Source organism: Telluribacter humicola (genome assembly GCF_017355935.1).
GTDB classification, from domain to species: domain Bacteria; phylum Bacteroidota; class Bacteroidia; order Cytophagales; family Spirosomataceae; genus Telluribacter; species Telluribacter humicola.
On sequence record NZ_JAFIQT010000010.1, the window covers coordinates 25,664 to 48,833 of the forward strand.

At 44.4% G+C, this 23,170-nt stretch carries 23 protein-coding genes and 1 pseudogene; 19 read left to right on the forward strand and 5 right to left on the reverse strand.

The features are described from left to right. The first annotated feature begins 151 nt into the window (after window positions 1–151). From JUB14_RS25545 to JUB14_RS25595, 12 genes are all read left to right on the forward strand, one after another. Window positions 152–589, forward strand: a complete 438-nt coding sequence (locus JUB14_RS25545; RefSeq protein ID WP_207509710.1) for an RrF2 family transcriptional regulator — start codon at window positions 152–154, stop codon at window positions 587–589. A 126-nt stretch (window positions 590–715) separates the two neighbouring features. After that, window positions 716–1,444, forward strand: coding sequence for a cupin domain-containing protein (locus tag JUB14_RS25550; protein WP_207509711.1), 729 nt, complete (start codon window positions 716–718; stop codon window positions 1,442–1,444). Window positions 1,445–1,818: 374 nt separating this feature from the next. Then, window positions 1,819–2,697 carry a helix-turn-helix domain-containing protein gene (locus tag JUB14_RS25555; RefSeq protein WP_207509712.1) on the forward strand — a complete coding sequence of 293 codons (879 nt, stop codon included), beginning with the start codon at window positions 1,819–1,821 and terminating at the stop codon, window positions 2,695–2,697. Between the two features lie 111 nt (window positions 2,698–2,808). Next, window positions 2,809–3,378, forward strand: a complete 570-nt coding sequence (locus JUB14_RS25560) for a DapH/DapD/GlmU-related protein (RefSeq protein WP_207509713.1) — start codon at window positions 2,809–2,811, stop codon at window positions 3,376–3,378. A 50-nt stretch (window positions 3,379–3,428) separates the two neighbouring features. Then, window positions 3,429–4,553: an alpha/beta hydrolase gene (locus JUB14_RS25565; protein WP_207509714.1), complete on the forward strand. Its 1,125-nt coding sequence runs from the start codon at window positions 3,429–3,431 to the stop codon at window positions 4,551–4,553. 23 nt (window positions 4,554–4,576) lie between these two features. After that, the gene (locus JUB14_RS25570) at window positions 4,577–5,065 is read left to right on the forward strand and encodes a cupin domain-containing protein (RefSeq protein ID WP_207509715.1); all 489 of its coding nucleotides are present in this window, start codon (window positions 4,577–4,579) and stop codon (window positions 5,063–5,065) included. A gap of 129 nt (window positions 5,066–5,194) precedes the next feature. Then, window positions 5,195–6,409, forward strand: a complete 1,215-nt coding sequence (locus JUB14_RS25575; protein ID WP_207509716.1) for a PQQ-dependent sugar dehydrogenase — start codon at window positions 5,195–5,197, stop codon at window positions 6,407–6,409. A 44-nt stretch (window positions 6,410–6,453) separates the two neighbouring features. Beyond that, entirely contained in the window at window positions 6,454–6,936 is a 483-nt protein-coding gene (locus JUB14_RS25580) for a cyclophilin-like fold protein (protein ID WP_207509717.1), read from the forward strand. Window positions 6,937–7,219: 283 nt separating this feature from the next. Beyond that, window positions 7,220–7,615 carry an ArsR/SmtB family transcription factor gene (locus JUB14_RS25585; protein ID WP_019991102.1) on the forward strand — a complete coding sequence of 132 codons (396 nt, stop codon included), beginning with the start codon at window positions 7,220–7,222 and terminating at the stop codon, window positions 7,613–7,615. Then, window positions 7,612–8,199: a mercuric transport protein MerTP gene (merTP, locus tag JUB14_RS25590; protein ID WP_207509718.1), complete on the forward strand. Its 588-nt coding sequence runs from the start codon at window positions 7,612–7,614 to the stop codon at window positions 8,197–8,199. Before JUB14_RS25585 ends, merTP begins: the two co-directional genes overlap by 4 nt. 6 nt (window positions 8,200–8,205) lie before the next feature. Then, a complete protein-coding gene (locus JUB14_RS27805) occupies window positions 8,206–8,415 on the forward strand; it encodes a GDCCVxC domain-containing (seleno)protein (RefSeq protein ID WP_083940642.1) in 210 nt (69 codons plus the stop codon). Between the two features lie 26 nt (window positions 8,416–8,441). After that, window positions 8,442–8,846: a bleomycin resistance protein gene (locus JUB14_RS25595; protein ID WP_229252761.1), complete on the forward strand. Its 405-nt coding sequence runs from the start codon at window positions 8,442–8,444 to the stop codon at window positions 8,844–8,846. A gap of 37 nt (window positions 8,847–8,883) precedes the next feature. Here JUB14_RS25595 and JUB14_RS25600 read toward each other — a convergent pair whose 3' ends face one another. Then, window positions 8,884–9,498 carry a recombinase family protein gene (locus JUB14_RS25600; RefSeq protein WP_019991099.1) on the reverse strand — a complete coding sequence of 205 codons (615 nt, stop codon included), beginning with the start codon at window positions 9,496–9,498 and terminating at the stop codon, window positions 8,884–8,886. A 120-nt stretch (window positions 9,499–9,618) separates the two neighbouring features. On the opposite strand from JUB14_RS25600, the gene JUB14_RS25605 reads away from it, so the two are divergent. After that, window positions 9,619–12,606 (forward strand): Tn3 family transposase, encoded by a 2,988-nt coding sequence (locus JUB14_RS25605; RefSeq protein WP_207509720.1) that lies wholly within the window; start codon window positions 9,619–9,621, stop codon window positions 12,604–12,606. A 1,037-nt stretch (window positions 12,607–13,643) separates the two neighbouring features. On the opposite strand, the gene JUB14_RS25615 is transcribed toward JUB14_RS25605, so the two are convergent. Together JUB14_RS25615 and JUB14_RS25620 are read right to left on the reverse strand one after the other, a co-directional pair. Further along, entirely contained in the window at window positions 13,644–14,438 is a 795-nt protein-coding gene (locus JUB14_RS25615; protein ID WP_207509722.1) for a cation diffusion facilitator family transporter, read from the reverse strand. Window positions 14,439–14,462: 24 nt separating this feature from the next. Further along, entirely contained in the window at window positions 14,463–16,634 is a 2,172-nt protein-coding gene (locus tag JUB14_RS25620) for a TonB-dependent receptor (RefSeq protein ID WP_207509723.1), read from the reverse strand. 654 nt (window positions 16,635–17,288) lie between these two features. On the opposite strand from JUB14_RS25620, the gene JUB14_RS25625 reads away from it, so the two are divergent. The 4 genes and pseudogenes from JUB14_RS25625 (at window position 17,289) to JUB14_RS27810 (ending at window position 19,973) form a co-directional block, all read left to right on the forward strand. Beyond that, window positions 17,289–17,603, forward strand: coding sequence for a transposase (locus tag JUB14_RS25625; RefSeq protein ID WP_207509724.1), 315 nt, complete (start codon window positions 17,289–17,291; stop codon window positions 17,601–17,603). 79 nt (window positions 17,604–17,682) lie between these two features. Beyond that, window positions 17,683–18,468 (forward strand): annotated as a pseudogene (locus JUB14_RS25630) (IS3 family transposase); the annotation flags it as partial. 38 nt (window positions 18,469–18,506) lie between these two features. Then, the gene (locus tag JUB14_RS25635) at window positions 18,507–19,343 is read left to right on the forward strand and encodes a potassium channel family protein (RefSeq protein WP_310586200.1); all 837 of its coding nucleotides are present in this window, start codon (window positions 18,507–18,509) and stop codon (window positions 19,341–19,343) included. A gap of 324 nt (window positions 19,344–19,667) precedes the next feature. Next, window positions 19,668–19,973, forward strand: a complete 306-nt coding sequence (locus JUB14_RS27810) for a DUF6122 family protein (protein ID WP_262897634.1) — start codon at window positions 19,668–19,670, stop codon at window positions 19,971–19,973. 113 nt (window positions 19,974–20,086) lie between these two features. Here JUB14_RS27810 and JUB14_RS25640 read toward each other — a convergent pair whose 3' ends face one another. After that, window positions 20,087–20,527 carry a 5-fold beta-flower protein gene (locus tag JUB14_RS25640; protein WP_207509726.1) on the reverse strand — a complete coding sequence of 147 codons (441 nt, stop codon included), beginning with the start codon at window positions 20,525–20,527 and terminating at the stop codon, window positions 20,087–20,089. 552 nt (window positions 20,528–21,079) lie between these two features. Here JUB14_RS25640 and JUB14_RS25645 point away from each other — a divergent pair. Beyond that, window positions 21,080–21,745, forward strand: a complete 666-nt coding sequence (locus tag JUB14_RS25645) for a DUF305 domain-containing protein (RefSeq protein ID WP_207509727.1) — start codon at window positions 21,080–21,082, stop codon at window positions 21,743–21,745. A 128-nt stretch (window positions 21,746–21,873) separates the two neighbouring features. On the opposite strand, the gene JUB14_RS25650 is transcribed toward JUB14_RS25645, so the two are convergent. Then, window positions 21,874–22,500 (reverse strand): DUF305 domain-containing protein, encoded by a 627-nt coding sequence (locus JUB14_RS25650; RefSeq protein WP_207509728.1) that lies wholly within the window; start codon window positions 22,498–22,500, stop codon window positions 21,874–21,876. A 281-nt stretch (window positions 22,501–22,781) separates the two neighbouring features. On the opposite strand from JUB14_RS25650, the gene JUB14_RS25655 reads away from it, so the two are divergent. Next, window positions 22,782–23,120, forward strand: coding sequence for a four-helix bundle copper-binding protein (locus JUB14_RS25655; RefSeq protein WP_207509729.1), 339 nt, complete (start codon window positions 22,782–22,784; stop codon window positions 23,118–23,120). The last annotated feature ends 50 nt before the right edge of the window (window positions 23,121–23,170 follow it).

A 23,170-nucleotide genomic window follows, 5' to 3' on the forward strand; every position in this document is an offset into this window, starting at 1 on the left:
TACATCGAGGGATGTGACATTGACCATTAGGTCGACCGCTGTAGGGTTAAGGTGTTGCAGCAGTACCAAATTGGTTCGTTTCCTTTGCTAATAAACAGATAACTACCAACTACTTTTGCAGGGGTAACAGGTAACTTTAAATGAGAATACGATGATTTCAAAAGCATGCAAGTACGGGATACGAGCAACAGCATTTGTAGCTTCCAAGGCAGGCCAGGAAATTAAGTTAAATGTAAAAGAGATAGCAAGGGAAGTAGATGCACCCGAGGCTTTTACCGCTAAAGTGCTGCAGATACTCAACAAGCACCGCATTATTACTTCCCTTAAAGGACCCTACGGAGGCTTTTACATTGAAGAGTATCAAATGGAGCAGCCGGTACTAAACATTGTACATGCCATTGATGGCCTGTCTATCTTTCGGGAGTGCGGCTTAGGCCTGAAACAATGCTCAGAAAAACATCCCTGCCCGATGCACGATAAGTTTAAGATTGCCCGAGAAACCCTCCGCGATGTCTTTCAGCAGACTACTATTCGGCAACTAGCCAATGAATTGTCCAAAGGTACTACCTTTCTCACTAGCCAGGTATAATACAATCCTGGACCAGGTACTTGAAGGGTTTTTCTTAAAGGCACGATACTTCATAACTTATAGGGTATGAAACGATATCAGGAGTAAATACAAGTCTACACGGTAAATACTACTCAAATGAAAACCATGACCACTGTTTCAGAAGTACTGAGCAAACTTAAAAATGAAGGCTATACTGCGGACTTTAACCTGAGTGATAACTGCCTGATCTGTCATGGCAATCCCTTGAAGCTCTATCCAAAAGAGTTTGTAGTGGACCGGCACTTTCGCTTCGAAGGTATATCAGACCCTGGCGATGGGGCAGTGGTCTACGCAATTTCTTCTGAGAAACACAACGTAAAAGGCACCCTGGTGGATGGGTATGGTATCTACAGCGACAGTATATCCAATGACCTGGTAAAAGCTCTGAAGGATACCACTTCATTCGGAACTATAAAAAAAGTACAGGATATAGTCCATCAGAAAGCGAACGAAGCCACCCCTCTACATCCGCAGGGAGATCGGTTGCTGGATGCTCCAGTGGTAGAAATTGATTTGGCTGCATTCAGGAAGCAGATTAAGCAGGAGCAGGCTTGGGATAAAGGTGATCGGAATGCCATTACCCTGCTAAAATCAGCGGGAATGCGTCTTGTACTGATTGCTCTCCACAAAGGAGCAGAGCTGAAAACACATACTGCCCCCGGTAGCATAAGTGTTCAAGTGCTGGAAGGGAAAATAAAGTTTACTGCTGAGCAGCAAGTGGCTCATCTGGGCCAGGGGCAGATGCTGGCGCTGCAGGCAGGTATATCGCACAGTGTATATGCTACAGAGGAGTCTGTATTCCTGCTGACATTGACTACTAATCCAGTTACATAGTAGAACTTACGCGTTGTTAGCGATAAGCCTGCTCATAAAATCAAAGCGGCAGGCCAATGTGCCTATACGCTCTCTCTAATCGAAATAAGGAAAAGTAAATTTACAGCAAAAGGTACCTAGAATGTACCATTTGCTGTTTTCAGAGCTCTATGAGCATTGCCTGTCTGGCCTACTACTGTAAGCATTATTTGATGCTATACTGTTTACTTTACGGTCTTTTCTTTTAACCGCACCAGGCTAAGACAATAAGCCGCATCAGCTGCTCATTTTACTTAATTTCAATTATTGTCTTCTTCTGATCGGAACAACTAATATCTTTTTGTAATCAACCCAATCCTATTGATACCTAAGTTTGCTTTTCATAACTTTGTGGAATGCAAGACAAGATAGTACGTTCAATCTCACAGTTCAATACTGAGCTGAAGCTAAAGGGCTTCAATGTCTTTCAAATTGAAAGTGACGGTCAGGCCACACGCATCTACAGTAGAAAGGACTTTTATAAAATTTGTCTGACTACTGGTAAGAGCATCATTCACTATGCGGACCGGAGCTTTGAAGCCGAGGGTACAGTTTTATTCTTTGGCAATCCCCATATACCCTATTCCTGGGAGACCCTTTCCACCACCTATGTAGGCTACACCTGCCTCTTTTCAGAAGATTTCTTAAAGGTATCCGACCGCTCGGAAAGCCTGCAGCAGTCCCCGCTATTCAAGATTGGCGGTACTCCCATCCTAAAGATAAGCGAGCAGCAGCGGGAGTTCTTGAATACCATCTTTAAGAAAATGATTGATGAGCAGCAGACGGATTATGCTTATAAAGACGACCTTATACGTAACTACATCCATCTGATCATTCACGAAGCGCTTAAACTGGAGCCTTCGCAGAACTATGACCAGCATAAGAACGCCGCCTCCCGCCTTACTTCCGTGTTCCTGGAGCTTCTGGAAAGACAGTTCCCAATTGAAGGGTCCGACCGGCCGCTGCAATTCAAGACGGCACAGGACTATGCAGATCATCTGCATGTGCATGTCAACTACCTGAACCGCGCCGTGAAGGAAGTGACCGGCAAGCCCACCACTACGCATATTTCAGAGCGCATCATCAGCGAAGCCAAGGCTCTGCTTCAGCATACGGACTGGAATATAGCCGACATAGCCTATGCACTTGGCTTCGAGTACCCTTCCTATTTCAACAACTACTTCAAGCGACTAACTGGTACCAACCCTAAATCCTTGCGAGAGCAGGAGGTTTGAAATTCTTAATGATTGGTTTGATTCTTATTACCCGTCGGGGTAATGGGTAGTGTATATTTGTGTTTTCAAAATCAGAGGGCAGCCAGCGCTTCCCGAAAACACACCAAAGATATGAATCAAGCGAATCAGGATATATTTGATAGGATGAGAGCCGGAGAATTATTGCGGTTAGATGACCCGCAGTATCCAAAGGTGCTGGAGATTGTATCCCGTACCATCCGATTATCTGCCGAACTTAATGCGGCCACCGATGTGGACCAGGTACGCGAACGGCTAAGTGACATCATAGGTACCCAACTGGATCAGAGTACCACTGTATTTCTCCCTTTCTACACCAATTTTGGCCGGTTCATCCGGATCGGCAACAATGTGTTTATCAACCATGCCTGCTCCTTTCTGGATATGGGAGGTATTACCATTGAAGATGATGTACTAATAGGCCCCAAGGTAAACCTTATCACCGAAAATCATCCGGTAGATCCCACTACTCGAAAAGCACTTATTTTAAAACCAATCCTCGTGAAGCGTAATGCCTGGATTGGTGCCGGAGCTACCATACTCCCAGGAGTAACCATAGGCGAGAACGCTGTAGTAGCGGCTGGTGCCGTTGTAACTACTGATGTGGCTGCTAATACCGTAGTCGGCGGTGTACCTGCCCGATATATTAAAGCAATAGAATGATCATGTACAGTCCGCCTCTATCAGTCGGACCAATTTACTTTTGAAAAACTATGAAAAGAATAACCGTTTTAGTCCTTACGTCCCTGATGGTTTGGGGGCAGGCTTATGCCCAGACGAAGCAGAATGTAAAATCAGAAAAAGCAAAAACTATGATAAAGACAGATATAAAAGACCAGTATACCTTTCAATTGAGTGATAAAGTGACTCGTCAGGAAGTCACATTCAAAAACCGTTATGGAATTACGATTGCTGCTGATTTATACCTTCCAAAAAGCCGTGGCAGTGAGCCTTTGGCGGCCCTGGCAATCAGCGGTCCATTTGGTGCGGTAAAAGAACAATCATCGGGTCTATATGCCCAAAACATGGCGGAGCGTGGTTTTGCTGCCCTTGCCTTTGATCCGTCCTATACCGGTGAGAGCGGAGGCGAACCCCGTCATGTGGCTTCACCCGATATCAATACCGAAGATTTCAGTGCCGCCGTGGACTTTCTCGGTCTGCAACCATCGGTAGACAGAGTCCGCATTGGTATTATTGGTATTTGTGGATGGGCGGGCATGGCCCTGAATGCGGCCGCTGTCGATAAACGCATTAAAGCTGTGGCAACCACCAGCATGTATGATATGTCACGGGTGATGGCCAAAGGCTATTTTGATAACCTTACCAGCGATCAACGTACTACAATGCTAGAACAAATGAGCCAGCAGCGCTGGGCAGATGCCGAGAAGGGTGCCCCTGCTCCATCCACCAATAATTTACCGGCAAAGCTGCAGGGCAACGAACCCCAATTTGTAGTCGACTACTTCAACTATTACAAAACACCACGTGGTTTTCATCCCAACTCGATTAATTCAAACGGTGCCTGGACGGCTACTAATGCGCTGTCGTTCATGAATATGCCACTGCTGACCTACATTAAAGAAATAGCACCCTGTCCGGTTCTGCTGATTGCCGGCGAAAAAGCCCATTCCCGTTACTTCAGCGAAGATGCGTACAAAGCAGCAGTCGGGTCAAAAGAGCTACTAATCATCCCAAACGCCGCTCACGTAGATTTGTACGACCGGCTGGATGTTATTCCATTTGATAAACTGACCCTATTCTTTAACGAACACCTGGTAACCGGCAAGCCTGCTCAAATAAAGAAGGCAATGGGAATTGGTGTAGCTAATGGTAACTAGTAGTACTTATATTAATGAGCAGCATGAAACTTTCATTGATGGCAGCCTTTGCCTTTACAGCCCTGCTAGTTACGGGCTGTAAAGTGCAAACCTCTATGCAGGGAACTAGTGCCGAACTGCAAAGCATCTTCCCAAAAGGCCAATTGGGACCAGCGGAAAACTTCACCGGAAGGGCCTGGAATATTGGCTTAGTGGCGAATGACAGTACCTACAATACTGTTGTAGGCAATGTCTATTTCGAACCGGGCGCCAGAAGCAACTGGCACATTCATCCGGCTGGCCAGATCCTGATCATTACAGATGGTATAGGATACCACCAGATCAAAGGACAGCCCCGGCAGACAATTAAAAAAGGTGACGTGGTAAAGTGCCCGCCCAACGTGATGCATTGGCACGGCGCAAGCCCTGAGTCGGGAATGCAACAGATGTACATTATATCTAATACGGAGAAAGGCATAGTTCAATGGCTGCATCCTGTTTCGGATGAAGAATATTCTACGGGGGCGCAGTAAGAGGCCAATAGCAGCATCTAAACGTATTAGCCGCAAATCACCTTCGTATTTTCGTCCTGAATAGGATTGAACGTAGCCGCTGTTCAGGCTCTCCCTAATTATCCTAAAACTGTAAAGCACATAAGTAAAATGAAGAAAATTAAGGTACATAGACGGATACATCTGTCATTGCAATGCCTTTTTCTGCTATCCCTTATAAATATCGCCTGGGGACAATCGGTAGAGACCAGTACAAAGGTGGCAACGAATCAGCAACCTGCTTTTGTGGCGCAAACAAGGGTTGCGGCCGTAAAAACCAGCACTCTATTCAGTGTAAAGGTACTTACCGATGGCTTGTCAAATCCGTGGGGATTCGATTTTCTGCCTGATGGCCGTATGATCGTCAGTGAACTGGAGGGTAATATTCGTATCCTTTCAAAAGAAGGCAAGATAGGCATTCCTTTACAAAACGTCCCTGCGGTGAGAACAGCTGGCGTAAGCGGCATGATGGATATAAAGGTTTCTCCAGATTTTGCCAGAAATCGTTTTGTGTTCTGGACCTATGCCGAGCCCATAGGCGAGAACCAAAGTGTCAATTGTGTTGCTAGGGGTAAAATGTCTTCCGATGAAACATCGCTTGAAGATGTGAAGATAATTTACCGGGCATCGACCCAAGGACAGGACGGCTTTCATCTAGGCTCTCGTATGCTTTTTGATAAGAGTGGACTACTGTATGTTACTTTGGGCGACCGCTTTCAGGAATCGGTCAGAGGTGAGGCGCAGCAGTTGAGTTCTTCATTAGGTAAAATCATCCGGATAAACGAAGATGGTACTCCTGCAAACGGAAATCCATTTGCTACTACCGCAGGAGCTTTGAAGGAAATCTGGACAATAGGTCATCGAAATCCGCAGGGCCTGTCTTTCAATCCTGTAACAGGCGAGCTATGGGCCTCCGAACATGGCCCGACTTCCGGGGATGAACTGAATCGTATACGCCCCGGAGCCAATTACGGATGGCCACTTATTTCCTACGGACTTGCAGATGGCGGGGGAGCTTTAAGCGGTACTACCCAAAAAGAAGCGATGGAGCAACCCGTTTACTACTGGGACCCGGCAGTAGCTCCCTCTGGTATGACCTTTTACACTGGAAAACTTATTCCTGAATGGAAAAATAATCTTTTTGTAGGAGCACTAAGAGGATCTCATATTATTCGCCTGGTGATTGATCACAAGACGAACCGTGTCATAGGGGAAGAAAGGCTGCTGGCAGATGAACTTCAACGTTTCAGGCACATCGTTCAGGGGCCCGATGAGGCACTCTATGCTATCACGGCGCAGGGGCGTCTGTATCGAATCGGAAAGTAATAGATATTCCCGCCTGTGCTTTCAACCTAACAATTACAAATACCATGAGATATACGCTAATATTCCTTTTCTCCGTCTTTACCCTGTTTGGGAGTTCTGCAGGCTGTAAAAAAGAAACCTTGGTGGCAGGCACCCCTGGTTCGGGTATTCAAGAGAACCAGTCACCTAATCCAACAGGTAGTCAAATGAAAATCAAGATTGGAACCCACACTTTCACCGCCATGCTCTACGATAATGCCGCTGCTACCGCATTCAAAGCCCTATTGCCCTTTACCGTGATCATGAGTGATTTGAATGCTAACGAGAAGTATTCTGATCTGGCAGCCAGCCTGCCAACCAGCGCATCCAATCCCCGAACGATCCAAAACGGTGATTTGATGCTCTACGGATCCAGAACCCTGGTCCTCTTCTATAAAACTTTTACCACATCCTACAGCTATACTAGACTAGCACGTATCAATGATCCTGCGGGACTGGCTGCCGCAGTTGGCTCGGGTAATGTGACGGTCACCTTTGAATTAGAGTAATGCTGCTCCCAGAGTATGAGGTTTTTCTTACAAATGTCCGGAAAACGGCGTTAGTAAACTACGCTTTTAGTTTTGAGGCATAATTTATACACTGTTCTATACGCAATTTCCAGTTGCTTTGAAATAGGGTTCTTCTGGTCCGCCAACCCGGCCCCAACCGCAGCGGCGGCCGCCAATGAGTTAGTTTACTCTGTTTGACTATCTGCACATAGTTTTTAATCTTCAAAAGTATTTAAGCAAATACTTAAATACTGTTATATTTGCCCAAATATTAGTGGCAGATATGGAAGATGTAGAAAAAGAGTCAGATCAAATTAGTAGCTGCATCCGTTTGTTCGCGGATCAAGAGCAGATCCAACTATGCAAGGAAACCTTAGACGAAAATGAAGACGCTTTTACCAGGTTAGCGCAGGTTTATGCGCTTGCTGGAAATGAGGCCCGGCTTAAAATACTTTATCTTATCCAGCAACAGAACGAGCTTTGTCCTTGCGATTTGAGTGATATTTTGCAAATGACCGTCCCTGCTATTTCTCAGCACCTGCGAAAACTGAAAGATGCCAGTTTAGTACGTACCAGAAAAACTGGACAAACTATCTTTTATTCGATCATACCTGATCAGGCCAGTATCATCGGTCAACTATTTGTTGATATCCCCAGTCAAGAAAGTGTAGCCTTATGAAAGCGTCCAAAATCACCGCTAATGCCAGCATACTAACTGCATTGGCAAGTTCTGTTTGCTGTATCACACCATTATTGGCCATGGTGGCCGGGACAAGCAGCTTGGCAACCACTTTTGATTGGATTGCGCCTGCACGTCCTTATTTTATTGCTGGAACCGTATTGATTTTGGGTTTTGCATGGTATCAGCAGTTAAAACCCGCTTCCGAAGACTCATGTAATTGTGGACCTGAAAACAAACCATTTATGCAAACCAAAAAGTTTTTAAGCCTGGTAACCCTTGCAGCAGTACTTCTGATTGCCGTCCCAAGTTATTCAGGACTGGCCTATCAGCAAAAGCAGGAAGCACAACAACCGGTTTCCAAAACAGACCAAACAGCCTATATAAAAATTAAGGGAATGACCTGTGAAGGGTGTGAACATCATGTTAAACAGGAAGTTAATAAGTTAAAAGGCATACGGCAGGTTCAGGTCTCGTATAAGAATGGCAATGCAACCGTTAGATATGATAGTACGAAAACGTCACTGGCAGAAATTAAAAAGGCAGTCGACGCTACTGGTTATAAAGTTGTTGAAACAAACTAAGCAGTTATGAATTTAATATTGGAATCCATACTTACTTGTCCGCATTGCGGCACCCGACGCTTGGAAACAATGCCTGTTGATGCATGTATGTACTTTTACGAGTGTACAAATTGCAAAACATTGTTAAAGCCTGCTTCCGGTGACTGCTGTGTTTTTTGCACTTATGGAACCCAAAAATGTCCCCCGATACAATTGAATAAGTCGTGCTGTGCTTGAACTAAATGATATCAGTATCTATGAAAATGAAGAAAACGATCCCAGCTCTTCCTGTTAAAAACATTGACGAATCCGTTAAATTCTATTCTGAAAAGTTAGGTTTTACAGCACCTTATTATGACGATGGCTTTGCAAAAGTAGTCCGGGACGAAATTGAAATCCACTTGTGGGCATCTTCGGATGAAAGCTGGAAGAATAAAGGCTTATCCCTGGTAGCAGATCCAATTTGCAGTGGGGCTGAAAGCTTTCTGGCAGGCACGGCCAGTTGCCGGATTGAAGTCCAGGGTATTGATGAGTTGTACGAAGAATATAAAAAGCAAGGTGTAATTTATGATACTGACACTGTTGTACAAGAGCAGCCATGGGGAGACCGGGAATTTCCGGCACTAGACCACCATCGCAATCTGTTAACTTTTTATGAGGAGATTTAGAAAAGCCAAGATCATCATTGATGCTAAATTAACGCGGTTAAAGAGTATCCTTCGCTTTGGATAGGTAGTTGTAAACTGTTCCATAAGCTATTCCTAGTTGTTTAGAAATCTTGTTCATTGATAATCCTTGCTTTTGCAAATCAAAAATTTCATTCTGTCGATCCATTGATATAGTTGGCCGTGAAATACGTTTTCCTTGTGCTTTTGCCCTTGCCATACCGGCTTTAACCCTTTGGCTGATCAGTGAGCTCTCAAATTGGGCCAGAGAAGCCATCACATGAAATATCAGCTCACCAGTCGGCGTGGTGGTATCAATATTTTCCTGATAGGAGATAAAATCTATTCCCATACTCTGAAATTCCTTCATGGCATTGACCAGTGCCTGGGTTGAGCGGGCAAAGCGGTCATACCGCCAAACCAGGACTACATCCAGCTTTCTCTTTCTGGCCGCTTCCATCATCAATTTATACTGGACCCTGTCTTGGGTTGTTCCGGAAGCGTAGTCTATAAATTCTCCCATGACTTCAAAGTTTCGTCTTTGGGCGTAGTCCCGTAACTGGTCCAGCTGGGTCTGTGGATCCTGCCCTTTATCCAGAGTAGATACTCTGGCATATAGTGCTACCCGTTTGGCCCGATTGTTCTGTTTTTTCATTTAATTGCTTATCAAAAAGGAACTCCTTTACAAATATACTTTTTAACGCTTAAAAACAGGCTTTAAACCTATTGCAGACGGGGTGAATTTTGATACCCTTTTTGATAGCCCCATTTTCATATGGCATCACGATTTTTGAACCAATCCCAGCGTGAACGTTACGAAAAGGTCCCGACAGAAATATCAGAATATGACCTGATGCAATTTTTCCAAATCACGCGGCAGGACAATATTTTTCTTAAATCGTTCAGAGGGGAGCACAACCGGCTAGCGATCGCACTCCAGATTGGGATTGTCCGGTTCATGGGTTTTCTTCCAGACAAATGGCAGCAGCAGATCCCGGCAAATGTAGCTGCCATGGTAAGTAGGCAACTGGATTCTGATATTGAACTGTTATTAATATACGGGCAACGGGATAAGACCAGAACGGAGCATTTAAATGTAATCTTAAAATATTTGAAATTCCGCCGGTGGCAGCCCCTGGATGAAATCTGGCTTTTGCCCTGGCTGCTCGATAAGGGGATGGAACATGACAACCAGCCGATATTGCTCAGGCAAGTGTGTTTAAAACTGGGGCAGGAAAAAATTATGAGCCCGTCTATTGGGACATTGGAAAGGATTGTTGGTAGCCTGGATGAACAGCTGCACCAGGAAACCTATCGAAGGCTTAGTTTGCTGCTGACCGAGGAAATGAAGGCCAGGCTGACGCAAATAGTCGAATTGGACGATACCGGCGGCATCACTTTGCACCGTTGGCTTTGCCAAGTCCCCACCAGCAATACGCCCAGGGCTATTAACCAGACGTTGGAAAAGATCAATTTTTTAAAATCATTAAACGTCCATGAATGGGACTTATCGGTAATAAGCCTAAACCGCAGAAAAAGGCTGGCCCAAATAGCCAGGAATGTTTCTAACAAGTATCTACAGCGGATGAACGCTACAAGGCGGTACCCGATTTTAATTTGCTTCCTGTATGAGAGCCTGATAGATACCAATGACAAGGTGTTGGAAATGTTTGATGATTATTGGGAGCACATTGTCAACGGATCAAAAAAGCAACTCGACACATATCAGCAGACCTTGTTCAAATCACAGAACGAGGCGATGAAAACCCTGTCCCAGACTGTTAGTATTATCATCAATGACACCATTACAGACGATCAGCTCCGTACCTGTATTTTTGAAATATATCCAAAGGAAATGCTCAGGGAGGCATTACTGGTAACCGGGGCTGCTCTTCGCCCAGCCAGGCAAACTTACTTATACTATCTGAACAACTACTATACAACCTTAAAACAATTCACCCCTAACCTTCTTAAAACCATTGACTTTCAAATTGCCCATTCCAAAGATGGCTTTCTGGGTGTGCTTGATATTTTGACCGGGTTGCAAACGGGCAAAAGAAGAAAACTGCCTGATGACGCGCCGATTGATTTTATAACGCCTTCCTGGAACAAACTGATTTTTGAAAACGATCAGCAACAGCCGGAAGCCCTTCCACAACGCCAACCTTACGAATTATGTGCCCTGGCCAACTTGCGGGACCGGCTCCGTGCGGGCGATGTATTTATCAATATCTCCCGAAAATATGCCGACTTTAACTCGTTGCTTCTTTCAAATGTGCAGTGGGAACTGCTACGACAGGATTTTTGCAATCAAATGTCAATGCCAACTCTTCCCACCGAGCGTATCGACCAGCGCTTGCAAGAGCTGGAATCACTGTTGAAACCGCTGGATGAGCTCTTGAATGCGGGTGGAGAGATCCGGCTTGAAGAAGGCATCCTGGTAGTGCCTGCATTGCCGGCAGAAGATGTACCCTTTTCAGCAAAAGCACTCCGGGAACAAATCAATCAACGGCTCCCGAAAGTCAACATCACAGATATAATTAAAGAAGTGGATGCATGGATAAATTTTTCCGAACATCTTCATGGATTGGAAAATGAACCGCGTAACCAGGAACACCAGTCTATTTTATATGCGGCTGTTTTTGCATCCGGATGTAATATTCCTCTGTCGGATTTGGCTAGGTCTTGTGAGATTGATTATCAAACGCTTTGGTGGACAAGCAATAACTATCTCTCAGAAGAGAATCTTAAAAAAGCCAACGATGCACTTGTTAACTTTCATTATCAACAATGGTTGAGCGGCTATTGGGGCGGGGGCACACTTTCATCCTCGGACGGGCAGCGGTTCCCGACCAGCGGGAAAATCCGGAATGCGAAGGCGCTCCCCAATTATTTTGGTTACGGTAAGGGAATTACCTTTTATACACATACCTCGGATCAATATAGCCAGTATGGCAGCCGGAGCATTTCGTCCACCGAAAGGGACGCCACTTACGTACTTGATGAAATTATAGGCAATGAAACCGATTTGACAATACTCGAACATACAACCGATACGTCAGGATATTCGGACCTAATCTTTGCGCTGTTTGATCTGCTGGGTATGGATTTTTGTCCAAGGATCCGGGACATAAAAGATCAGCGGCTGTGTAAAATCAAGGATCGGGAATGGGAATACCCTGCTTTGAAATTCACCGGTCGTGTTAATCCTGATTATCTCAAACAACATTTTGACGAACTTCTCAAAGTCGCAGCTTCCATTAAATCAGGGCGTGTAACCGCTTCATTGCTAATCTCTAAGCTTCAATCGTACCCGCGCCAAAATAACCTGATGTATGTTTTGCAGGCTTATGGCCAGCTGGTAAAAACCATTTTTATCCTTAAATACCTGCTTAGCATGCCTTTACGTAGAAAGATCAACACACAGCTGATCAAAGGAGAGCAGCTGCACAACCTAAGACTTTATCTTTGGTTTGGCGGCGATGGGATTGTACGCAGAAAACAAGAAGAACAACAGCAAAAAGTGGTCAGGAGCTTGAACCTGATCACCAATATTGTCCTGGTATGGAACACGGTTTATATACAAGAAATTATCAAAGAATTACACCAGGAAGGATATCCGATAGATGAAAATGACTTTGAATTTATCTCTCCTGCTCCATTTGCCCATATCAACCGGTTGGGAAAATACTCCTTCAACACAAACCCGGATCTTGGAGTCAATGGCTTACGGCCTTTGAGAAAGCCAAAACTAAATACATAGTTTACTAACGCCGTTTTCCGGCTATTTGTAAGAAGAACCTCACTTATAGAAACATCTGATAATATGGCTGAGTTCTGTTCAGAGTGTACCCCGTTCGAATATCCCGACATTGACCTGGCAGCGATAGCTCTGGACTTAAGCCCGGGCAGGTCTGAAAGCTTTATCTGCGAGGGCTGTAACAACCGCGCAGTGTATAAGGACGAGAAAGGGGGGCTTTACCTAGCCAAGGCTGAGGATGGAGTGATTAAGCTACACCCTGTTATCATTGAGCAGCTGATGAAGTAGAGGAGGCTTGTATGAGCCGTTAGATAAACTTTTTGCAGGGCGCATTCGAAGGAGGGCACTTTGGAGGGATTCTAACTAATACTTGTCGCCGCTTTATGAATAAAATCTAGCAATTTTCTGGTTTCACCAGGCAACTTTACCCGACACTTTCTCTTGAATGAACACCACCTTCCCTAGATTTTTTCGTTAGCCAGGTGCAGGATGTCGGCCTTGTTCTTTTCCAGGTTTTGATCCAAGGTGGAGACGCGTAAATAGGCAATGGTACGAGGCATTTTGTAGAGACTAGATGAAAACCTTATTAATCGTAATATTTTATAACAGTTACGATGTAATAATAAGGCCTTTTCTTCTAATATTCATTATAGTTTATATAACCGTATAAATTATAATATTTTGGACTGACTTGTACTAAAATTAATTTTCATTTAGTAGTGTAAATCTGACAACCTGTTCTGGGGCTAAGACAGTCAATTTACATTGCATACTTAAAAATCACTTTTCTTATGAAAGATTTGGGGATGTAATAGAAGCAGCATAGACTTTTAATGATTTCTTTTAACCTAAATTGCACGCAAAACTAGCTATATATCGTGGTCTTGGAGCTATGGTGAATGTACTGACAAGCTTGCCTACTTCTAGTCTATGAAGAAGTGATATAATAAGTAAGGGTTTTAATAAAAACGGCTACCAGTACATCTATACCAGCAGCCGTTTTCACAGGTAGTACTAGCAGTGCCCTTCTTTGTAGGCATCTACCGTGACAATTGAAATATGCGGAAAGCTCCGCGAGCGACCAGGATAAAGACAACTAAGCCCACAATTAAATCTGGTAGCGGAGAGCCGGTCCAGTATACCAGCCCACCAGCAATGATAACTCCTATATTGGCAATTACATCATTTGAAGTAAAAATCTGGCTGGCCTGCATGTGGGCTTGCTGACTATTAGAGCGATTAAGTAGCCAGAGCGAAGCCGAATTGCCAAGCAGCGCCAAAAACGAGATGCCCATCATCAACCAAAAGTTTGGAATAGCTTCGGGGGAGACAAACCGCCGAATGACTTCAAAAAGTCCGCCCACCGCTAAAGCCAGCTGGAAATAGCCACTGATTCTCGCAATCCGCTTTTGCGCACTGACTGCTCGTCCCACTGCATACAATGCCAGACCGTATACCAATGCATCAGCCAGCATGTCCAGGGAGTCCGCTACCAGGCCCATGGATCGGGCTAAGAATCCGGTAATCAGTTCCACTATGAAAAAGAATGCATTTATCACCAGCACAATGATGAGCAAACGTCGGTCACTGGGCGCTTCTTCGGTTAGCTCGGCTAAGCCGGCATCTTCCGTTTCAAGAAGGCTACTATCCAGCCGCAGTTCATCCAATGTCTGAGCAATGGGTTCAACAGGGCCGGTATGTACTACGGTGAGTTGCCGGTTGGCCAGGTCGAACTGTAGACCTTCAATGTCTTCACGATTACCCAATTTCATCCGTACAAGTTGCTCTTCGGCAGCACAGTCCATTTTAGCTACTTTGAATGTTGATTTATTCATGTCTTTACTGTCATTTGTGAAGTTTTAAAAACGAAATTTTACACCACCATTAATAATCCGGCCTTCGGTTGGTGCCCATATCTCCCGCACAAACTCGGGTTGCTGGCGTGGTCCTGAAACCAGAGTTTGAAAGCGTGACAGGCGCACATCGGTAAAATTCTCAAAATTGAGAAATAAGCTTATATGCTCCCATCGGCGCTCAGCCATAAGTCCCATTGTCCAGTAAGGCCGGGTACGTGTACCGGCTTCAAGCTCTTGCTGTCCGGTATAATAGGCTTCGTAGCCTACTCGCCACTTTTCTTCCAACTCATACATGGCCACCACTCCTGCCCTGTGTCTAGCTGTCAGTGGTAGGGGCCGTTGTAAATTTTCGTAGTAGCGCTTGGTATCAGTGAAAGTGTAAAAGCTGTAAAGCCTATAATTGGCAAAACGCCATGTCACGTTCGTCTCAAAACCTCGAGTATCGAGATGCCCATTGGCATTCCGGTACACAAACTGATTGGCTCCCTCTGATTCAAGGACCAGGGGGCGCTGAATCCGGGTATAGAAAAACAGGTGGTTTAGCGTAAGCTGCAACCCTTCGGTCAGCTCCGTACGGTAATTAAAGTCCCAATTAATACCCTGGGAGGTTTCGGCCTCGGTAGTGCGGGGTTCAATAGGCAGTACTCCTTGGTACAACCGCTGTTCGGCTTCCTCGCTAAACACCGTTGGCGCTTTGTAGCCCAGGCCACCGCCCAGACGGGAAGTTAGCTGATCGCTCAGCTTAGCCATCAGAGAAAACCGGGGCAGCAGGAAGGTTCCGTAGATGGGCTGATGATCCAGCCGTAAGCCGGTTTCCAGCGTCCAAGAGGCTGAGTACTTAAAGTTATTCTGCAGAAAGGCTCCTACCGTATTTAAAGTATAGTTTCGTGCTTGGTTGGAGACAGGTTCGACTTGCTCTTGAAAGGTGTCTGTCCATAGATTCAATCCGCCCACCCATTCGAGCTTTTTTCCATACCGACTAATACCGGCCTCACTGAAAGACGCTTGCTGCCGACCTCCAAATGTATAATTGGGTGTAGTGAGATCCCGGTTGAACCAGGTCAGGCTGTTTTTGGCATAAAGGCTGGTTTGGTCGGTGAGCTGGTGCTGCACATTAAATTGGGTCGTGTAGCGGTTAGATATATTTCGCTCCGTGTAACCACCTGCACCATCGCGAATGGTAGCCAGGTCGCCACCGATTCGATTTTCAACGCTTACATTCAGGCCTGCATCGGCGCTTGTTCGTTCCGATAAATACCAGAACAGACGGGGGTTTACGGTGAACCGTCGGGATTGGGGTATGTCTGTAAATTGGTCCTGATTAGGGTCGTAGCCCCGTTGCGTGTTCCGTGAAAGATAAAGCGTATAGCCAAGCTTTTCCCCCCGACCGCTAAAGAACCCGTTGAGATCCAGACCACCGCCCGAAGTACCATTAAGTAGTAACAGGTTTTCCCGTTCCTGTCCTGGCTCCTTGGTGACCAGGTTAACGATACCGGCAATGGCTCCCCCACCATACAGGGTGGATTGGCTACCTTTGATAATTTCTACCTGCCGCAGGTCCAACGGGGGGATTTGCAGCAGGCTTAAGCCGGAGGCAAAGCCTGAGTAAAGCGGCAAACCATTTTGCAGCAGTTGCGTATATCTACCATCCAACCCCTGGATCCGGAAGGTTTGATTGGCGGATGTGGCCGAAGTTTGCTGAACCTGAATACCGGGAGTCTCCCGGAGGAGCATCGATATATTGGCCGCATTCATATTAGTCTTTTCTTCCAGTTCTTCGGCAGCAATTACCTCAATACGGGTTGGTTCATCGGCAATACTGCGGGTACTACGGGTTGAAGTAACTAGCACTTCTTCCAACTCTTCGCCTTCGGCAGATAAAGCTATGGTGATGGGTTCACGGGTCGCCAAGGGAAAGGTCAGCGTATCCTGATGGGCCTCGTAGCCGATGTAGGAAAATATGAGTACTTGTTGCCCGTCAGGTACGGCGGGAATGGTCATAAAACCATTAGAGTCAGATACTGCCCCCAAGGTGGTTCCAGCTATGCTAACGCTGGCCCCCATCAAAGGTTGGCCCGTCTTTGCATCGGTAACGATAGCCGCAAAGGGAGTTTGTCCAAAGGCTATAGAAAGAGAGAGCCATGCCAATAGCAAAGGACCTATGAGGTATTTCATAGATGATCAAAATTAGAAGAATAGCGAATAATAGAAATTAACCGCCATCGGATTACCGGGCGGTATAAAAGCGGGAAAGAGCTATTAAATCAACTGTGGGGGAGTCCAGATACGAGACGGGACGTCTAGTTCATGATGTGATTGGTAAAGCGGCACAGCAGTTGCTGAATAAAATACTGTTGAAGGCAGGGCCCAGACAAATCCCGGAGCTTCGGGAGTTGAAAAACCTAAACAGGTTGTACATATAGTAAAGGGGGAGCACCAACCATCATCCTCTGACTGATCGGAGGTAGGGGCCGATGTCTGGGTAGAAACCGGAGCGGATTCATCCAAGCACACAGCTTCACAGGGCAGTACGGATAGCACCAACACATGAAGAGCCAAAATAATCTGCAACAGTTTCATGCCATAAAATTATAAAATAAAAGCTTCTCAAGCTTGTTTTGTTCGTATGTAAGTCCATGTCTTTGCTTGTATAGTTACCAAGCTTTCTACTGAGATGACAACTATTCAAGATTACATTTGTGGCCTGCTCAGTTGCTCTTAGTACATGAGCCTGAGACCGTAGTAGCTGTAGCTTTGTGATTCCAGCGGTTGGACCTGCTACCTTTGACTGGACACTAGGTTAAGTCTAATTTATTTAACTTAGCTGACATGAAAAAAGAAAGGAGACTATTTGATAAAGAGTTCAAATTAATGGCCGTGGAGCTATGTCTTTCAGGAAAACCTGCTACCCAAGTTGCTAAGGAGCTGGGTATCCGCTCAGATCTACTAAGCCGCTGGAAAAGAGAGTATCAGCAAAGTAAGGAAGGTAGCTTCTCCGGGCATGGCAAATCAGCATTATCTCCTGAGCAGGCAGAGATCGCTAGCCTCAGGAAACAATTACGTGAAGTGGAAATAGAGAGGGATATACTAAAAAAGGCAGTAAGCATCTTCTCCAGGAGCGATGGCAAATCTTCCAATTCATGAAAGAACACCAAACTATGTTTGCCATTGAGAAGATGTGTAGAGTGTTCAAAATCAGTAGAAGTGGTTTTTACACTGGCTCACTCGAAAACCATCTACTAGAAGATTAAGTAATCAGGAAGCTTTGAGGTTGATCAAGGATATTCATCAGAAAAGCAAAGGCAGATATGGAAGTCCTAAAATCACCATTGAACTTAGAAAGATAGGAATCCAAGTATCAAGGCCCAGAGTAGCCAGAATTATGAAAGCTCATGGTATTAAAAGCATCGTTCACAAAAGATTTAGAATCCAAACAACGGATTCTAATCATAACTATCCGGTAGCAAAAAACTTATTGGATAGAGACTTTGCTCCTGAGAAAACTGGTAAAGCTTGGGTATCTGATATCACCTATATAAGAACGCTAGAAGGATGGCTCTACCTGACAACGGTAGTAGATCTTGGTGACCGGAAGGTTATAGGCTGGGCATTGAGTCAGACGCTGAGAACTTGTGATACTGTCATTCCTGCTTGGAAAATGGCAGTAAGCAATCGGCCCATTACTTCTAATTTGATCTTCCATTCTGACAGAGGTATACAGTATGCTTGTCATGAATTTAGAGAGCTTCTCCAGGCAAGCAAGCTGGTTAGCCAGAGCATGAGCCGAAAAGCTAATTGCTGGGACAACGCCGTAGCTGAAAGCTTTTTTAGAACACTGAAAATGGAGTTAATATACCAGATGGAATGCAAATCTATACAAGCTACTAAGACAGCGGTATTTGAATTTATTGAGATCTGGTATAATAGGCAGAGAATACATGCGGCTCTTGGCTACATGACCCCCGAACAGTACGGAGTGAAAATTAATCAACTGCAAAAAGCAGCTTAACTTTTTGTCCAGTCTTTTATTGCAAGTTCATTTTGCTGGTGATCATTATTCTGCTGTGGGTAATTTGTTTGTGGGCCAGCTTTTTCATGTTACTACTTTCTCAGCCTGATTCGATCATCAGCAGTAGCACCAAATTACCAGCAGATCTCTGGCAAAAGCTCTACTATGCAGGTTTTACTATTTCTACACTTGGGGTAGGCGATTATATTAGCTCGAATAATTGGTGGAGGATCCTGACCGATGTGTATGCATTTACTGGATTGGTCCTTATAACAATGTCTATCACTTATTTTGTGCCAGTTCTTTCGGGGGTAATCCTGCAGCGTAACTTAGGTATCTTCTTATGTAGTCTGGGACAAACTCCGCAGCAAGTAGTACTTAACAGTTGGGATGGTAAAAGCTTTCATCGGTTAACTACGCAGGTATCAAGTCTATCTAACATGCTCATCATGCATAGCCAAAATCATAAAGCCTATCCGATTATTCACTACTTCCACACGCGTAAGGCTAGGCATGCTATAATTATACGATTAACTGTACTTTATGAGGCGTTACTTATTCTTCAGTATTTTATAAAGGAAGAGATTAGGCCGAGTAATAACGATTTGAGCTCCCTAGTTGAGGCCATGGAAAACTACCTTGAAGTCATTGAAGAGGTTTCATCTGTAAAGAAGGAGGGGGCTGCTCCTGATGCTCCAAAAATAAATGAGCTACAAAAAGCTGGCTTTGTAGATACTCATAAAGTGAGTGTACCACATGAAGATAATATTCAGAAGAATAGGATTGTACTAAAAAATCTCTTGGTTCAGGATGGCTGGTCGTGGCAGGACATTTATGAACCTACTGTCAAAAAGAAGGCTGGTTTGAAAGTTTGAAGCTCACCTGTGATGTAAGGGGTTCTTGCTGCTACACGGTGGGTAACTCCATAATCAAACGAAGAGACGGTGATAATGCCGGTCGATTTTTTACTAATGGTCTTGCTCAGGACAGCGTTTGGGACATTATTCAATAACTTCTACTAGGTTATGTGCTTTTGATTTCTCCATATTAACGTCATCTCCTTTCTGTCTTAGCCTATTCAAAAACATACCAAACTGTTATCTGGATAGCTACAGCTTCCTCTAGTAACTAAACTAGTAGATCTTAATGGTATTGTTAATAGCATATTGTCTTTAAACTAATTTAATGAATGATTCAGCATGAATAGTGGGTTTATCTGGCATATTGTCCTTCATTTGGTTGTACCAATGATTATAGCCTGGTTGTTCTTTCGTCCTGGTTTCAAGCGAGCAGCTTTGATAATGTTCGCAGGAATTCTAATAGATCTGGACCACTTGCTGGCTGATCCCATTGTTGATCCTGATAGATGCAGTGTGGGTTTCCATCCGCTGCATAGCTATTATGTAATCCCACTGTATCTGCTGCTGAGCGTTTTTCCTAAAACCAGACTAATAGGATTAGGGCTAGTTATACATATCTTACTTGATTGGCTGGCGTGTCTTTGACAGCTACTACTGTATTTTCAGATAGGTACTTTTTTCCAAAAAGGAATAAGGATATAAATCATCTAGTTGTTCCAGAATAATAGGCAACCAAAAATTTGAGAGTTTTAACTCTTCTAGGGCCTGCTGTTGTGCTGCTGTTGAAAACACTGCAGTGCACAAGCTGACTTTTTCAGGCTGCTATGCACATTACCGATCTTGTTACCTTTGGCATCAAATATATCGCAGGTCTCTCCTTTCTCTTTCACCACCAGGTGTAGCTGCCCCTTGGCGTTGTAGTAGGTATTACCATCTTTACCTACACGGCCTAATTTTTTACTACTAATGGCATCAATCAGATTACCCTGAGCATCAACAAAGGCTATTTTTGTACCAGTATGATCTTTAATAATTTGGTTCATGGAAACATTTCCAATGGTTTGACCAGAAGCATTTTTTATTAAACCATTTTGACTAATGGTAAAAGGCTGCTTGTAGCTGACGTTTTGCGCCTGCAGAAAAGAATGAATACTCAGGAGAAAAACAAGGCAAGCGAAGGCGGTACGAAAGGTGTTCATGATTTTTGATGTTTAAGGTACATTAAAGTTAATTCTATTCCGTCTGTACGATTGCCTTAAGCCGCCTTGTGGCCTCGCCCATAAGAATTTTTATCTGCTACAAAATTAGTCTGAGCCTCCTTACCACCTGCTGATGCTTATCAATTGGTAGAGTGACATTAGTCACATTATTATTAAGTGAGTAAGTCAGTAAAGGCTTTAATCAGTATTGTAGCACTTATGCCTCTGCTACCTCCCGGAGGCGCTCCTCCGGGAGGCGCTCCTCCGGCGGCAGCACCTTATAGAATAGAAGGGAAGCTTTACGAACTAATTGACGTACCAATAAGTAGTCTTTGGGACAGACTGGCAATTAGAGAGATGAGTTTTCGCTTGAAAGAACTCATAAGTGTAGATTTAGATTTTCTGTAAAAGGAAAAAAAGCACCCCTGGAAGAACATTATTCTGCAGTTCTGGTTTTATGCGAACTATCTATTAGTCCCCTTACAAGGTGTTGTGAACACCCTTTTTCCACCATGCCAGAGTTATTAACCTTATTTTACTAATTCCAAACCTATGAAAATGAACGTATTTAGATCGAAATGGCCTGCTGTACTTTGCTGTACAGCCCTTTTTATGAGCGCCTGTAATCAGAATGCCAGCCAAACTGAAACTGCCCAGACGGATCAAGCTGAAGACCATGCTGACCACAATATGGAAGCTGAGGGGTCCAATAATATGATGGCCTTGATGCATGAGAATATGCGGTCAATGCAGGAAGTAAAAAGAAAGGGGGATCCTGATCACGATTTTGCCCTATTGATGGCAGTTCACCACCAGGGAGCCATTAAGATGTCAGAAGTACAGATTGAAAGTGGATCAGATACTATGCTTGTAAATATGGCCAGAAAAGATATCTCTAAACAAAAGCAGGAGCAGGAAAGGCTACAAGAGTTTGCTAGAAATCACAAAACAACGGCAACGGATACCTCGGCAACTAGTAATCTGATGCAGTCCATGCAGGGCATGATGACCAATATGAATCATGACATGCAGGGAACTACAGATCAACAATTCGCGACGATGATGAAAATGCATCACCAAAGTGGTATAGAAATGGCCAACGCTTATATTTCTAAGGCTAAGGTACCGGAGATTAAAGCCATGGCTCAAAAAATAATAGATGAGCAGCAAGCCGATATCCAACGTTTAAATAAGTGGCTACAGGAGCATTCTCAATAATACATTCCGTTTCTAACATTTGGTTGCTTACACAAAGGCACTACAAGATTCTGCACTTACAGTATACATAAAAGCAGGCTCCAAGATAGAGCCTGCTTTTATTGTGCAACTCTTTAGGATGAACCTTATTAAAAGGTTTTATTGCTAATTAGCCATTCTTGTAACTGGGAAATCTCTTCCTGTTGGGACTGAATTATCTTGGTAGCCATTTCCTTTATTTCTGGATCATCCCCATGTTCAATTACCGCAGAGGATGTTTCTAAGGCACTTTGGTGGTGGTCTATCATCAATTGTGCATAATCAATGTCTGTCCTTCCAGTCAGGATCCGGATATCCTGAGCCTTTTCCATCTTTTCCATAGCCATCATAGACTTCTGTCGGAAAGCCGCGGCATCCTCTTCGGGCAGGGGGGAATGCGACTGTAACCATTGATTAAATAGGTCAATCTCTGCCTGCTGATCATCAATTACTTTTTGGGCAAAGTCCCGCATTTCTTGGTTTGTGCCACTTTTTAGCTGCTCCTGCGATGTTTCTATAGCTCCCTGATGGTGCATTTTCATCATCATCGCAAAATCATAGTCTGGATCACCTGTTGGCTTCATCATATGCATTTGCTCCATATTAGCGTGGGAGATACGCATAAGTTCACTCTCGTCATGATCCATTAGACTTAAGTCCTGCTCATTTTTGCACCTCACTAAAAGGCCTGCTGAAACCAGCAGAGCGGCTGAAAGGGAAAAGATTCTCTTTATCATATGTCTTCTTCATTAAGTAAACTACTTTTTACACCACTGCAAGTAGATAAAATCATGCCACCCCAGGTTAGATAGCTAGGAAGGTTGTGAAGTAGAAAAATTTTGTACAGGAAGATAAAGGGTACAAAACATACGTACTATTCAACTAAGTACATATTGCACTTAACCAGCAAGCTCACTATCAGCTACATAAATTATTTATTTAAACAAACAACAGCAGACGAGGTTAGAAATACAAGTAACAGGTTACTAATATTTTGTTTAACTAAACCTTGAAAACAATGACAAGCGAACAGTTTCAATCTTGTATCCAGGCCTGCCAGGAGTGTGCCGTGGAGTGTAGCCAGTGCATGGATGCCTGTCTGAGTGAGGATAATGTGAAAATGATGGCTGAATGTATTCGGCTGGACCGCGATTGTGCCAACATTTGCTTTACCGCTGTGGAGTTTATGTCGAGCAACAGCCAGTTCTCTGCCCAGATCTGTGAGGTTTGTGCTACTATATGTGATGCCTGTGCAGCTGAGTGTGAGAAGCATGAAGCGGATCACTGTAAGCGTTGCGCCGAAGCCTGTCGCCGATGTGCCGAAGAGTGCCGCAGCATGGCTTCCATGGCCGCCTAATATTTTTTCGTTATATCCTTTTACCTGCTAAGCCGTACCAATGATTGCGG

Excerpts from the sequence above, each read along its gene's own strand:
- JUB14_RS25545 (WP_207509710.1), top strand. The coding sequence starts at position 152 with ATGATTTCAAAAGCATGCAAGTACGGGATACGAGCAACAGCATTTGTA.
- JUB14_RS25550 (WP_207509711.1), top strand. The coding sequence starts at position 716 with ATGACCACTGTTTCAGAAGTACTGAGCAAACTTAAAAATGAAGGCTAT.
- JUB14_RS25555 (WP_207509712.1), top strand. The coding sequence starts at position 1,819 with ATGCAAGACAAGATAGTACGTTCAATCTCACAGTTCAATACTGAGCTG.
- JUB14_RS25560 (WP_207509713.1), top strand. The coding sequence starts at position 2,809 with ATGAATCAAGCGAATCAGGATATATTTGATAGGATGAGAGCCGGAGAA.
- JUB14_RS25565 (WP_207509714.1), top strand. The coding sequence starts at position 3,429 with ATGAAAAGAATAACCGTTTTAGTCCTTACGTCCCTGATGGTTTGGGGG.
- JUB14_RS25570 (WP_207509715.1), top strand. The coding sequence starts at position 4,577 with ATGAAACTTTCATTGATGGCAGCCTTTGCCTTTACAGCCCTGCTAGTT.
- JUB14_RS25575 (WP_207509716.1), top strand. The coding sequence starts at position 5,195 with ATGAAGAAAATTAAGGTACATAGACGGATACATCTGTCATTGCAATGC.
- JUB14_RS25580 (WP_207509717.1), top strand. The coding sequence starts at position 6,454 with ATGAGATATACGCTAATATTCCTTTTCTCCGTCTTTACCCTGTTTGGG.
- JUB14_RS25585 (WP_019991102.1), top strand. The coding sequence starts at position 7,220 with ATGGAAGATGTAGAAAAAGAGTCAGATCAAATTAGTAGCTGCATCCGT.
- merTP (WP_207509718.1), top strand. The coding sequence starts at position 7,612 with ATGAAAGCGTCCAAAATCACCGCTAATGCCAGCATACTAACTGCATTG.
- JUB14_RS27805 (WP_083940642.1), top strand. The coding sequence starts at position 8,206 with ATGAATTTAATATTGGAATCCATACTTACTTGTCCGCATTGCGGCACC.
- JUB14_RS25595 (WP_229252761.1), top strand. The coding sequence starts at position 8,442 with ATGAAGAAAACGATCCCAGCTCTTCCTGTTAAAAACATTGACGAATCC.
- JUB14_RS25600 (WP_019991099.1), bottom strand. The coding sequence starts at position 9,498 with ATGAAAAAACAGAACAATCGGGCCAAACGGGTAGCACTATATGCCAGA.
- JUB14_RS25605 (WP_207509720.1), top strand. The coding sequence starts at position 9,619 with ATGGCATCACGATTTTTGAACCAATCCCAGCGTGAACGTTACGAAAAG.
- JUB14_RS25615 (WP_207509722.1), bottom strand. The coding sequence starts at position 14,438 with ATGAATAAATCAACATTCAAAGTAGCTAAAATGGACTGTGCTGCCGAA.
- JUB14_RS25620 (WP_207509723.1), bottom strand. The coding sequence starts at position 16,634 with ATGAAATACCTCATAGGTCCTTTGCTATTGGCATGGCTCTCTCTTTCT.
- JUB14_RS25625 (WP_207509724.1), top strand. The coding sequence starts at position 17,289 with ATGAAAAAAGAAAGGAGACTATTTGATAAAGAGTTCAAATTAATGGCC.
- JUB14_RS27810 (WP_262897634.1), top strand. The coding sequence starts at position 19,668 with ATGAATAGTGGGTTTATCTGGCATATTGTCCTTCATTTGGTTGTACCA.
- JUB14_RS25640 (WP_207509726.1), bottom strand. The coding sequence starts at position 20,527 with ATGAACACCTTTCGTACCGCCTTCGCTTGCCTTGTTTTTCTCCTGAGT.
- JUB14_RS25645 (WP_207509727.1), top strand. The coding sequence starts at position 21,080 with ATGAAAATGAACGTATTTAGATCGAAATGGCCTGCTGTACTTTGCTGT.
- JUB14_RS25650 (WP_207509728.1), bottom strand. The coding sequence starts at position 22,500 with ATGATAAAGAGAATCTTTTCCCTTTCAGCCGCTCTGCTGGTTTCAGCA.
- JUB14_RS25655 (WP_207509729.1), top strand. The coding sequence starts at position 22,782 with ATGACAAGCGAACAGTTTCAATCTTGTATCCAGGCCTGCCAGGAGTGT.